At 54.7% G+C, this 12,631-nt stretch carries 7 protein-coding genes and 1 tRNA gene; 1 reads left to right on the top strand and 7 read right to left on the bottom strand.

The window, feature by feature from the left end; all coding sequences use genetic code 11:
• Positions 1–13: 13 nt before the first annotated feature.
• The 6 genes from OXG75_02465 to gltX all read right to left on the bottom strand — a co-directional run bounded on the left by OXG75_02465 (position 14) and on the right by gltX (position 6,814).
• Positions 14–1,165 (bottom strand): ABC transporter substrate-binding protein, encoded by a 1,152-nt coding sequence (locus OXG75_02465; GenBank protein ID MCY3624854.1) that lies wholly within the window; start codon positions 1,163–1,165, stop codon positions 14–16.
• 26 nt (positions 1,166–1,191) lie between these two features.
• Positions 1,192–1,683, bottom strand: a complete 492-nt coding sequence (locus tag OXG75_02460; protein MCY3624853.1) for a hypothetical protein — start codon at positions 1,681–1,683, stop codon at positions 1,192–1,194.
• A complete protein-coding gene (gene accC, locus OXG75_02455) occupies positions 1,680–3,176 on the bottom strand; it encodes an acetyl-CoA carboxylase biotin carboxylase subunit (protein ID MCY3624852.1) in 1,497 nt (498 codons plus the stop codon). Before accC ends, OXG75_02460 begins: the two co-directional genes overlap by 4 nt.
• Positions 3,177–3,192: 16 nt before the next feature.
• On the bottom strand, positions 3,193–4,737 hold the full coding sequence (locus OXG75_02450; GenBank protein ID MCY3624851.1) for a methylmalonyl-CoA carboxyltransferase: 1,545 nt from the start codon (positions 4,735–4,737) through the stop codon (positions 3,193–3,195).
• A 68-nt stretch (positions 4,738–4,805) separates the two neighbouring features.
• On the bottom strand, positions 4,806–5,408 hold the full coding sequence (coaE, locus tag OXG75_02445) for a dephospho-CoA kinase (GenBank protein MCY3624850.1): 603 nt from the start codon (positions 5,406–5,408) through the stop codon (positions 4,806–4,808).
• Positions 5,409–5,410: 2 nt separating this feature from the next.
• On the bottom strand, positions 5,411–6,814 hold the full coding sequence (gltX, locus tag OXG75_02440; protein ID MCY3624849.1) for a glutamate--tRNA ligase: 1,404 nt from the start codon (positions 6,812–6,814) through the stop codon (positions 5,411–5,413).
• Between the two features lie 129 nt (positions 6,815–6,943).
• Between gltX and OXG75_02435 the strand changes: the two genes are divergently transcribed.
• Positions 6,944–7,021, top strand: a tRNA-Glu gene (locus tag OXG75_02435).
• Positions 7,022–7,116: 95 nt separating this feature from the next.
• On the opposite strand, the gene OXG75_02430 is transcribed toward OXG75_02435, so the two are convergent.
• Entirely contained in the window at positions 7,117–12,336 is a 5,220-nt protein-coding gene (locus OXG75_02430; GenBank protein MCY3624848.1) for a putative Ig domain-containing protein, read from the bottom strand.
• Positions 12,337–12,631 lie beyond the last annotated feature (295 nt).

The following is a 12,631-nucleotide window of genomic DNA, read 5'->3' as shown; positions in this document are numbered from 1 at the left end:
ACCTGACCTGGTGTTATTCGAGAACTTCAAAACGGCCGTCTTCTACTATCCCCACAATCGGTTCGTAAACCGCATCCCCATTGCGGTCAAAATAGAAATCGCCGAAGACAGTGTTCTCGACCCTCACATCGGCCATCGCGTCGCGAATTGCCTGCGGAGAGCTTGAGTCCGAATCGGCGACAGCCTGAGCCAAGATATGAACAGCTCCGTATGACCGCGCGGCGAAGGCGTTGGGTTCCTGTCCGTATTTTCTCCGGTAATTTCTAAGAAAGGCTCGATTCTCCGGCGTGTCGACGGCGGCAAGCCAGTTAGTAAAGGTGATCGCGCCCGCGCCCGCACCCGCAGACTGATCGTTCGCCTTGCTTACATCGGCTATCGTGAGCAGGGTTGCTATCAAGGGAACTTCTATACCCAGTCGGTGCGCCTGAACGAGAACCCCTGTGCGACCGGGAGGCAGGGCGGAGATGAAAACAGCGTCGGGATTTGCGTTCTTTATCGCAGTCAGCTGGTCGGTCAAGTCGGGAACCTGTTCCTCTTGGGGACGGACATAGCTCTGCTCGCTTACAATTGTGACCCCCTGACTGTCAAACGCCCGTTTTAACTGCTCGAAATTGCTTTGGGAAAAAGTGTCGAGAGAATTTGTTATCGTAGCCACCCTGCTGTAGCGAAGATGTTCCTTGGTGACGCTCACTCCCTCAGGCACCAGATGCTCTACTGTAAGCGAAGCACGGAAAGCAAATTCGCTTAAGGCGCTGAGACCGCTTGCGGCTGAGGTGGGACTGAAGCATACGACTTTGTTTTCGTGAGCTATAGGAATAACTTCTCTGGTCGAATTTGAGGTAAAGGGACCGAATACGGCTGCCACGCCGTCCTCTTCAATGACCTTTCGGTACGCCTCCCGGACGCCCTCCACGGTACTCTCCGAATCCTCTGTAACGAATCTGATCTGTTTTCCCCCAAGAAGCGACGATCCGTTAATTTCTCCAAGGGCAAGCTCCATGCCGTTTTTCATCGTAAGACCCGTCGATTCAAGCTCACCCGTGAGAGGAACAACGACGCCGACGAGAATCTCCTCGGCACCGTCGGCACCGTTCTCACCGCAGGAAACAAAACCGAGGACCGCAGCCATAACAGCAAAAAGTAAAAGCGCAGCTGTTTTTTTCACTTTAAAACACCCCGTCTTTTCAATGGTTATTCGCTATCGGAGAGGGCAACCAGAACAGAGTCCTTCTCAACCGTTTCCCCCTCCTTGACCCTTATCTCTTTTATGGTCCCAGAAGCGGATGCCTTAAGCTCGCTTTCCATCTTCATGGCCTCAACCACTACCACGCTGTCTCCCACCTCGACGCTTTCTCCCTGTTTTTTAAGAATTTTCACCACCCTGCTGTGCATAGGCGCCGTTATGTTAAGACTTCCCGGGCCTTCTGTCTGGGAAGCGTCCCTTCCGGAGATGGCCTCGAGCTCGTAGAGATCGCCCTCGTGGAAAACCTGTATTTTCTTCCCTTCCCTGTATATCCCTACGGTAATGCTCTGGTTGTCAACCAGGATTGAATAGACACTTTCGTCTATACGCAGAAATTCTATTTCCTTCTGCTCACCGTCTATACTGAAAAGGCTCAGTCCTTCCTTCTCTTCGAAGTCTACCTTGTAGGTTTTGTTTCCCAGCTTGAAAGTATAAGTCATAACAACGGATTCCCGGATACGCCTGCCCTTCTGGCAAAAAGCTTCCAGCCCGAAGAAGCGGCGGTTTTCCCCTGCACAACCTGGTTTGAGCCGCCGTTTATGGCGACGGCGGCGGCCATGAGTATAGCACCTGGATCGGACTCCTCGGGCACAAGAAGTTCCGGATGCCTTTCTATAAAACCCGTGTCAATCTGCGCCTTGCGGAACTCAGGATCCCGCATCATCCTTATCAGAAATCCAAGGTTGGTCCTGACTCCCAGAACCACGTATTCCCTCAGGGCGGAGAGCATCCTGTCTACCGCGTCCTCCCGGGAATTTCCCCAGACGACAAGCTTTGAGAGCATCGGATCGTAAAAAGACGTTATCTCGCAGCCGCTGTAAACGGACGAGTCGTCTCTCACTCCCGGACCGCTTGGAGCGCGCACGTAGTGAAGGGGGCCGGGCGAGGGCAGAAAATTGGTGGCGGGATCCTCCGCGTAAACCCTGCATTCAAGGGCATGGCCCTGCATTTTTATGGCAGACTGCCTAAAAGGCAGTTTTTCCCCCGAAGCTATCCTTATCATCCATTTCACTATATCGAGTCCCGTAATCATTTCCGTAACCGGGTGCTCGACCTGCACCCTGGTATTCATCTCAAGAAAGTAGAAATTTTCTTGCTGGTCCATTATGAACTCGACCGTTCCGGCCCCGGAATAATCAACCGCCTTCGCTATGCGAAGCGCAACTTCGCACATGTTTTTTCTCGTCTTCTGGCTTATGAATCCCGATGGAGCTTCCTCTATCACCTTCTGGTGGCGTCTTTGTATCGAGCACTCGCGCTCAAAAAGGTGCAGGAGATTTCCGTGCCTGTCTCCGAGAACCTGGACTTCGACGTGCCTCGGGGTCTGAATGAACTTTTCTATGAATACCGAATCGTCTCCGAAAGAGGAAAACGCCTCGCTTCTGGCCATACGAAGGGACGATTCAAACTCCTCTCTGGAATTAACGAGTCTCATTCCCTTTCCGCCCCCGCCTGCAGAAGCCTTTATCATCACCGGGTATCCGATTTTCTTCGCCACTCTTGAGGCTTCAACATCGGATACGGCTCCCTCGGATCCCGGAACAAGGGGCAAGTTCGCATCTCTGGCTATCTTTCTCGCGGTTACCTTGTCCCCCATAAGCCTTATCGCTTCTGGGGAAGGCCCTATGAAAACCACTCCCTCTTTCTCGCACAGCTCGGCGAAGGAATCGTTTTCGGAAAGAAACCCGAACCCCGGATGTATGGCTTCGGCCCCGGATTCCTTGGCGGCCGCAACTATCTTCTCCCCGACCAGGTAGCTCTCAGAGGGTTTCGACGGTCCTATATGATAGGCCTCGTCCGCGAGCATAACGTGAAGAGCGTTCCTGTCGGCATCCGAATAAACCGCCACCGTGGCAACTCCGAGCTCCCGGCACGCCCTGATGATTCTTACCGCTATCTCTCCCCTGTTTGCTATCAGTATTTTTTTAAACATCTTCTCACCCGGCCGATCAGAGGGGAATGTTTCCGTGCTTTTTCGGCGGAAGCGTCTGCCTTTTTCCGTTAAGCATCTCAAGCGCCGCTATCACTCTCGGTCTCGTGTCCTCGGGTTTTATGACCTCGTCTATATAACCCAGGCTCGCGGCGCGGTAAGGATTCGCGAAATTCTTCTTGTACTCCTCAATGAGTCTGATTCTCTCCGTGTCCGGGTCGTCCGCGGCGGCTATCTCCCCCCGGGAGATTATGTTCACGGCCCCGTCAGGCCCCATGACCGCGATTTCCGCGGTGGGATAGGCAAGGTTCACGTCTCCTCTTATATGTTTTGAGGACATGACGTCGTAAGCGCCTCCGTAGGCTTTTCTGGTTATCACGGTAATCCTCGGAACCGTCGCCTCGCAGTATGCGTAAAGCAGTTTCGCGCCGTGACGTATGATTCCTCCCCATTCCTGCGAGGTTCCCGGGAGAAAACCCGGCACGTCTACAAAGGTAAGCAGAGGGATATTGAAGGCGTCGCAGAACCTTGCGAACCTGGCAGCCTTGACCGAAGCGTCTATATCAAGACATCCCGCAAGCACTTTGGGCTGATTTCCAACCACGCCGACCGGCTGTCCGTTCATCCTCGCAAACCCTACCACTATGTTCTTCGCGTAGTGCTCCTGCACCTCGAAAAAATACGAATGATCGACTATAGGCCGAATCACATCCAGTATGTCATAAGGCTTGTTGGGATTATCGGGGATAAGCCCGCGAAGGCTAGTCTCTTTTCTGTCCGGGGGGTCATCGCAGGGGATCACCGGAGGATCCTCCATGTTGTTTGAGGGAAGAAAACCGAGGAGTTCCTTTATTATCTCTATTGAATCGTCGTCATCCTCCGAGGCGAAATGCGCGACGCCGCTTACGGAATTGTGAACCATGGCGCCGCCGAGCTCTTCTGAGGACACCTCTTCATGGGTAACTGTCTTTATCACGTCGGGACCCGTAACGAACATGTAGCTTGTGTTTTTCGACATGATCGTAAAATCGTTCATTACCGGGGAGTAAACCGCTCCCCCGGCGCACGGACCCATGATCGCGGATATCTGAGGTATGACTCCCGAGGAGATCACGTTCCGAAGAAATATCTCTCCGTACGCGCCGAGACTCTTTACCCCTTCCTGGATTCTCGCCCCGCCGGAATCGTTAAGCCCGATGATGGGCGCCCCGGTTGAAAGAGCCAGATCCATTATCTTGCATATCTTGTTTCCCTGTTCAAGACCCAGGGAACCGCCGAAAACCGTAAAGTCCTGAGCGTAGACAAACACCTGGCGTCCTTCAATCTTTCCGTAGCCCGTAACCACGCCGTCGCCGAGAATTCTCCTTTTCTCCATGCCGAAGTCCGTGCAGCCGTGCAGGACAAACTTGTCAAGTTCAACGAAGGTATCCCTGTCAAGAAGTTCGGCTATTCGTTCTCGGGCCGTGTACTTGCCCGAGTCATGCTGCTTTTTGATTCTGGCTTCCCCGCCGCCCAGATTTGCTTCTTTTTCCTTATCTTCAAGAATTCTGACTTTTTCTTTCATCGGATGTACTCCAGACCCATTCACAGTTAAAAACGGATCAGTGAATCATAACACGCAGAGGCGCCGTTTCAAGGTTCCGCGGCGCAGAGAGCCTCGAACAGAGCATGGACCCGGACGCGCAGACTCTGCGTGTCGGAGGAGTTTTTTATGAGAAAATCGGCCTGAGCGGCCTTTTCCTCTTCTGGCATCTGGGAGGCCACGCGGCTGCGTATTTCCTCAGGCGACATGCCGTCACGGGAAGCCACCCTGCGCTCCCTCAATTCCTCGGGACACGTAACCACCACAAGACCGTCGATTAATTCATCAAGACCGCCGCTTCCGCGGTCTATAAGCGACGCCTCGACAAACACGATCGGTTCGCCGTCTCGGGCGTATATCTTCTCCTTTATCCGCTCAAGAATCCTTGGATGGGTTATGTCGTTGAGCCGCTTTCGTTCCCCCTCGTCTACAAACACTATTTCGGCAAGAGCCGCGCGGTCAAGCGTCCCGTCCGCGCAGAGAACCTCCCGGCCGAAACAGTCAACGATTTCCGAAAGCGCAGGCTCCCCGGGCCGCACGATTTCCCTCGCCACCTCGTCGGCATCCACTGTGAACGCCCCGAACTCGCGCAACATTCCCGCCACAGTCGATTTGCCCGAACCTATATTTCCTGTAAGCCCGTATATTTTCATCTTCAGGCGCTGCGGGAGTTTATAAAGTCAATCGCCCTCTCCAGGCGCTGCGCTACGGTGTCTTTGCCCAGTATCTCTACAACATCAAAGATCCCGGGACTCTTGGTAGAGCCGGTAAGCGCAACCCTTGCAGGCTGAGCTATTTTCCCGAGCCCGAGGCCCGTTCGCTGCATCACGCGCTCGAAACCCCCGTGAATATTATCATGGGAAAAATCCTCCACCCTGGAGAACTCCTCCGCTAGGAGCCCGAAAATCTCACTGTTTCTCTCCACCAGAAACTTCTCCGCCGCCTTTTCGTCGTACTCGAAATCATCGGTGAAAAAGTAAAGGGACTGATCCACTATTGCGTTAAGAGTCTCTGCGCGCTCCCGCATCTGCGCGACTATTTTACAAAGTCGCTCTGAAGACGGCCGGGGGAAACCCTTTTGGGTGATGAGAGGAACTATTTTCTCCGATATGCTCTCTTCGGGGAGATCTCTTAAGTACTTTCCGTTTAGCCAGAGAAATTTCTTGGGGTCAAACACCGAGGGAGATTTTCCGATGCCTTTCAGGCTGAATTTTTCAACAAGCTCCTGTTTTGCGAATATCTCCTGATCCCCGAAAGACCAGCCGAGCCTCACCAGATAGTTAAGCACCGCTTCTGGGAGATATCCGCGCAGTCGGTACTCCGTAACGGATTCCGCGCCATGGCGCTTTGAGAGTTTTTTCCCGTCCTCACCGAGTATCATAGGAACATGGGCAAGCTTCGGCTTTGAGAAGCCGAGCGCCTCGGCTATCAGTATCTGTCTCGGGGCGTTTATTATGTGGTCATCGCCTCTTATGACGTGAGATATATCCATCTGCGCGTCATCAACCGCCGCGGCGAAGTTATAGGTCGGAAATCCGTCGGCTTTCAGTATCACGAAGTCTTCTATTTCAGAAGAGTCAAAAACTATCCCGCCGCGGACAAGGTCATCAACGGAAATCTTCTCTCCCGGAGTTACGGAAAACCTTACCACGTAAGGTTTCCCGGGAGCCGCACCGATATGCGACCACTCTTTTCTGTACCTGAAAACCTCTCCTTTATCCCGGGCTTCTTCCCTTCTCCTCCCGAGCTCTTCGGCAGTAACGTAGCACCTGTACGCCTTGTCCTCGTCAATGAGCCGCTCGGCAAGCCGGGCGTAATCGGCAAGGCGCTCTGACTGCCGGATGATTTCCCCATGCCACTCAAGGCCGAGCCACTTAAGCGATTCAATGATCTGCCGCTCGAATTTCTCCTCTGAGCGTGCCCGGTCGGTATCCTCGATTCTGAGCAGGAAATCTCCTCCGAGACTCGCGGAGAAAAGCCAGTTGAAAATGGCTGTGCGCGCTGCTCCAACATGAAGAGCGCCCGTGGGACTGGGGGCAAATCTTGTCACGATTTTCATGGAGACTATTCTACACGCCGAAGCGTCAAAAAAAGAAATGCTGCCATTCCCTCAGCCGTTAGATCAGCTGGTAGAGCAACTGCCTTTTAAGGGTCACAGGTTCGAATCCTGTACGGCTCAATTCTTGCCGTCCCCGTCGTCTAGTCAGGCCTAAAACATCGGCCTTTCACGCCGGTAACAGGGGTTCAAATCCCCTCGGGGACGCCAGAATAATTCCCATATAGTCCCGCGGAGAAACCACACAGAGTTAAGATCTGCATTGCCGGGGCTTTTGCTCCGCAGAATGAAAGCCTGTTTTTAAGCTACCACCGCACATCAAGCCTTACTCCGACTCCATGCTCAGTATCTGTCTGTTCGCTTTCCCTTCTGGTCGCGTTTACGTCAACCGACACATCCTCGCTTAACGTAGATACCCTCCACCCCAATGCATAGTCCCTTCCCTCTTCCCACTGCCCGTAATCCACATACGGAGACTGCCTCATGCCTTCACCCGTAAATCCATACTCCGCTTCCGCGCTTAATCTGCTTGCATACGATGATATCTCGGTTTCCTCAAATCCTCCGTCATAAAAAAGTGACTCTATCCCTCCTGATTCAGGCTCTCCCCACTGCTGTCTCAGTGCCAAAGATGGTCCATTGCCTCCCATCTCCTTCTCCCACTCAAGTGAAGCTGATATTCCTCTGCTCTCGAACCCTCCGTCCTCATGTGATACAACTCCCCTGCCACCTATATCAAGCGTTAATCCTATATCCGTGTGAGTTAACTTAACTCCTCCGCCAAGCTCTGCTCCGAATCCTCTCTCTGCGTCTCCCCCGTCCCTTCTCATCCCTGCTTCCACTCTTGGTATGAATAACGCATTCTCTCCCAGTCTTGCTTTCCACGTACCTTCCACTCCCGCCCTTATCCTGCTTACGCTTACATCGTCTATAAGATCTTCTGATTCACTCCTTGCCCAGAGCACATCAGACACAAGCGCAAGCCCGAGTCTTTCTCTTTTTACTATATCTCCCCTTATCCCCCCGGATGCCATCTTCCACCCTATGTCCGTACTCCATCTGCTACTTCCTTCCGTCTTCACTCTCATCTCCCCCACTCCCGCTCCCGCTGCTCCCCACACTGAGAGATTATCCGTTATCCTGCCCCCGGCGTAAGGAACCGCTGCGGTAAGATAGCTCTCCACTTCATTGCTTCCGTACTCCCCATCTCCATTGGCTCTTATTATCATTATCCCCAAAAGGAAACTCTCCCCCTCCCAGTCAACTCCTCCCATTCCCATTGTTATCTCTCCATCTCCTGTGAAACTTGCGTTGTTTCCTGAAAAACTGCTTCTTTGTGCATTTGCCCAGAACACTGCAGAGTCTCTTCTTCCAACTTCAAACAAACTTCCAAGCAGTACATCTTCTACTTCTGTGCTTCTTTGCTCCTGTTCTTCCCATATACCTTCAGATCTTTTCTTAACGGGATACCCTCCCGCTATCTCTACTCCTCCTTCTCTTCCGCCTTCCATCCTTGTGCTCACCGCTTCAACCACTCTCTCCGCAACTGTTCTGCCGAACCTGCCAAGCCACTGTCCCGCTCCCCTTATCATCTCTGTGTCTTCCACATCAACCTCTACTTCGGGCATAGGCTCAAGAGCTGCGTACATACTGTCTTCTGAGGTTACTTCATGCTCTATTTTTGTACTGCCATGCTCATACCCTGTCAGAGTTACTCTTTGTTCTTCATTCCAGTTCTTCTCTGTGAAAACCAGTACTTCACTTGCTTTCACTACATTACTGTTGTTTGGAACTGGTTTGATTCTTACTTCAGAGATTGGCTCTGAGGTAAGCGCAACACCGTAACTCACGCTGCCTCCCACGTGGGCCTTTACCGATACTTCAGATACCTTTACACCCGCTTGGTCGTTATCTCTTACTTCTAAAGATACGCTGCTTGCCTCACCCACTTCATACCCTGTGCCTGAGAGTACTGTTACCGTTACTTCTCCGTCCTGTTCATCTATGCTGTCGTCTGTTGTTGCTGCTTCATAGACTGCTTCTTTATCCCCTGCCTTTATCGTTACCGTTCTCTCTCCTGTTTCCGTGTACTCTCCTGTCTGCTCTACTGTTATTTTTACCTGTGTATCTTGGGTTACGGATGTTTCAGTTCTTATGGTGAATACAAGGGTCTCTCCTTCATCTACACCTTCCCCTCCGCTTATGTTTATTACCGGTACTGGCGCTGAGGAGGGAGAAGAACCGCCACCTCCTCCACCCGAAGAGGGAGTTGTTGGTGTATCGTCATTGTCAATGATGGTCAGCGTGTGGATGGTTGTGCTGCCAAGGTCGTAGTCGGCGTTGTCTGTGAGCGTCAGGATTACCGTCTCGTTATTCTCGTCCATGTTGTCGTCGATGATGACCACCGGGATGTTCACGCTGGCCGCGTTGGCGGGGACCGATACCGAGCCCGAGCTCTGGATGGTATAATCGCTGCCCGCTGTCGCGCTGCCGGTAACAGTGTAACTAAGCGTGAGTCCGCCTGAAGGCGCCGCCGGATTTAGATTCACCCTTATATTGGACGTGCCGGCACTCTCATTGAAACTCGATGAGTTTGAGGCAAACTGCACAACCGGTGTCGTGGGTGGCGTCGTGCCGGTATCGTCGTTGAGAATCGTGTAGGTCGCCGAGCCGTCCGTAGAGGAGATGAGCACCCCTTGCGGCGGATCCCGGAGTTCGACCACTATGGTCTCGTTCGACTCAACGTCGGTGTCGCCCCGGATCAGCAGCCTCACCTGGCTTTGCGTCTTAGTGGCACTGATGGTGTAGTCGTGACACCCGTTTGTCAGCGAAAGTGGGTCGTCGTTACCGAAGTTCACTAACTGGTAGTCCGCCGTAGCGCCGCGGGTAGCCGTGCTGCTCGCCCCAAGACATGCCTTGAACTCCGTGGTCTGGCTGCGCGACTCGCTCAGGGTGATGGTCACCGTGGCGTAAGCGCTGCCCGAGTTACCTTCGTTCGCGGAGGTGGGGGAGATACTGACCGAGAGGGTCGGGGTAGCAGGCGGGTCGTCATTGTCAGCTATGGTCAGCGTGTGTACAGTCGTAGAGCCCAGCGTATACCCCGTGCCGGGGGTGAGCGTCAGCACCACCGTCTCGTCATCATCGTCCACACTGTCGTCATTAATTACTACCGGAATCATTGCCGTGGTATCTCCAACAGAGACCGACAGCGTGCCCGAGCTCTGGATGGTGAAGTCATTTCCGCTGCCCGCTGTCGCAGTGCCGGTGACATTGTAGGTCAGCGTCAGCCCGCCCACTGGGGCAGCCGGGTTGAGGTTCACCATCACATTGGACGTCCCCGCACTCTCCGCCGGGTTCGAGGATGCGGCGGCGAACTGCACCACCGGGGCAGCAGGCGGGTCGTTGATGGTGAACTGCCCGAAGCTGTCCGTAGTCGTCGCCGTGGTGCCGGTTGCGGTCACCGAGCCGAGACCGATATCAACCGTCTCGCCGCCGCTCTCCGTCGTACCGTCCGAGCGCGCCGTAAGCGTTATGGTGACGCTGGTCGCGGACTGGCCTGTGTTCGGCCCGGTGAAGGTCACCGTTGCCGTGCCACTGTTCATGCTGGCGCAGGTGACGCCTGTTGTGCTCGCGCAGGCAAGCGTGTAGTCGCCGCTTGTGCCCCGCGTCGCCTGGCCCGCGAAGCTCAGCGGGATCGCCAGCTTCTCGCCGTTGTAGAGGCCGCGACCGATGGCGACCGTGAAGGTCTTGGTCGCCCCCTCGTTCACCGCGTCCGTGTTGCCCGTCAGGGTAACCGAGGTCGCGTCGTTATCGTTTACCGTGATAGAGGCTGAGGACGGGCTGCCCACGGTGTAGTCGGTGCCGTTGGTCACCGTCACCTTCACCGGACCGTTCGGCTCGTCCGCCGAGTCGCCCACCGTCGCCACAGTGAAGTCCGCCGTTGTGCTCCCAGAGGTGATGGTGACGGTCTTGCCGGTGCCCTCGTTGGCCGAGGACACGAAATCCGAGTTCGGCGCGTCCTCCACCGTCAGCTTCACCGCGAGGTTTGAGGACGGCGCCGTGTCCGCCGTCACTGTAAACACCGCGTTGCCGCCCTCCGTTATCGCCGCGTTTGACTTCGGCGCAATGGTGATGACAGGGAGCGTAGGCGCCGCCGACACCACGATGTCAAAGGTGTCGCTGACACTGCCGCCATTGCTGTCATCGGCAGTAACCTTCACAGAGACCGTTTCGGTAGACTGCGGCGTGCCCGAGAAGGTCCGGTTGTTCGGGGCGAAAGTCAGCCAGGTCGGAAGCGCACTGCCGTCTGATTTAAGCGCACTGTAGGTAAGGGAATCGTTATCCGCGTCGTTGAAGGTACTGGTCGGGAACTGGTAGCTGAACATCGTGCCCACCGTCGCCGTCTGGTCCGGGATCGCATTGGCCACCGTCGGGACGTTGTTAACCGCGGTCACCGTGACCGACACCGAGGGGATGGTCGTGCTCGTCGGGTAGTTCGCCGTGGGACCGGTCACCCGGTGGCTGATCGTGGACGAACCGTCGTCCTTGCCGGTGACCGTCACCGTCTTGTCGGTGTCCCAGTTACTGTTATTGAAGCTGAACGGGCCGTTCACCGTGGCCTTCGACGTCATGCTTGATGTCGCCGTGATCGTCACCGTGCCGCCGGGTTGGCTCTTTAACCTCAACATGTAGGTTCCGGTATCGTCGTTCTCCGCCACCGACAGACTCACCTCGGACACGATCACGCCGTGGCCGGCGTCGGCGGTGGTAACCGTGACGTCGCTGATCGCGATCCCGTGGTAGGGGTTGCTGGTGTTCGTGACCGTTGCCGCGTGGGTGAGGGTGACCGTCTCGTTCGCCGCATCGCCGTCGTTAAGCGCCCTTACAGTGACCGTCTGCGTGGTGCCCCAGTTGCCCGCATTGCCGTGGGTGAATGTCAGCGTGTTCTGGTTGCCCGCCATGCCGGAATCCGTGTCCACTTCAACCGCGGTGGCGTCACCGTTGCTCACCGTGATCGTCACGTCGGCGCCCGGATCTGTGTCCAACTTCATAGTATAGGTCTTCTTAATCGTGCTTGAAGTCCCAAGTTCCGTCAGGGCCAGCGTAGTCTCCGAAACCGTCACGCCGTCGGTGGCGGCACAATCGGCATGGGTGGAAGAGCGGAAATAGATCGTAATGGTGCTGGCATTGAATGCTGTCAGCGTTATCGTTCCGTCTGCCGAAATATTCTGCACTCGGAGGGTTGTGCTATACGTCCCGCTTAGCCCGGTTAGCCTGATAATATTATTCTGGGTTCTTTCAGTTCCGTCGGAATTCAGGGCCTTCCAATCGGTTCCCCTGGTACCAGCTGAGTTACTACCTACACTGTAATTAACAATTGAAAATGGGGCCGTCCCACTGATAGCCAGATCCTTTGTCTCGCCCTGGCAGACGAAGTTGGGGGTGACGGTTGCCGGCGAAACCTGGGCCTGGGCCTCACCCGTGAAACCGGCGAGAACGGGTATTGAGAGCAGGACCGAAAACAATCCGCGCCGCAGACGGCAGGCGTAAGGACGGACACCCACTCTCGAGAACAAACAAAGAAATAAATGCTGTAACCAGGAAGCAAAACACCTGAGGATATGCGGACAGGATGGGTCAGAAGAGCGGGACGGCGGTAAACGGTCTTCCCATGCGCCTACCCCCCCCCAATTTTCTGCCTGGGGAAATCAAGGATGGCTCATTAACTGGCTGAAAACCTCTTTGAGATTCCTTGCTGTTCATGATTTCACCCCCCCCCCTCTCTCGCGTGAATCTTAAGGAAAAATCTCGGTAAACTGC

Source organism: Candidatus Dadabacteria bacterium, from assembly GCA_026705445.1.
Taxonomy (GTDB): domain Bacteria; phylum Desulfobacterota_D; class UBA1144; order Nemesobacterales; family Nemesobacteraceae; genus Nemesobacter.
This window is presented reverse-complemented; position numbering and strand designations above follow the sequence as displayed.

Coding starts and splice junctions, on each gene's coding strand:
- OXG75_02460 (MCY3624853.1), bottom strand. CDS start 1,683: ATGACTTATACTTTCAAGCTGGGAAACAAAACCTACAAGGTAGACTTC.
- accC (MCY3624852.1), bottom strand. CDS start 3,176: ATGTTTAAAAAAATACTGATAGCAAACAGGGGAGAGATAGCGGTAAGA.
- OXG75_02450 (MCY3624851.1), bottom strand. CDS start 4,737: ATGAAAGAAAAAGTCAGAATTCTTGAAGATAAGGAAAAAGAAGCAAAT.
- coaE (MCY3624850.1), bottom strand. CDS start 5,408: ATGAAAATATACGGGCTTACAGGAAATATAGGTTCGGGCAAATCGACT.
- gltX (MCY3624849.1), bottom strand. CDS start 6,814: ATGAAAATCGTGACAAGATTTGCCCCCAGTCCCACGGGCGCTCTTCAT.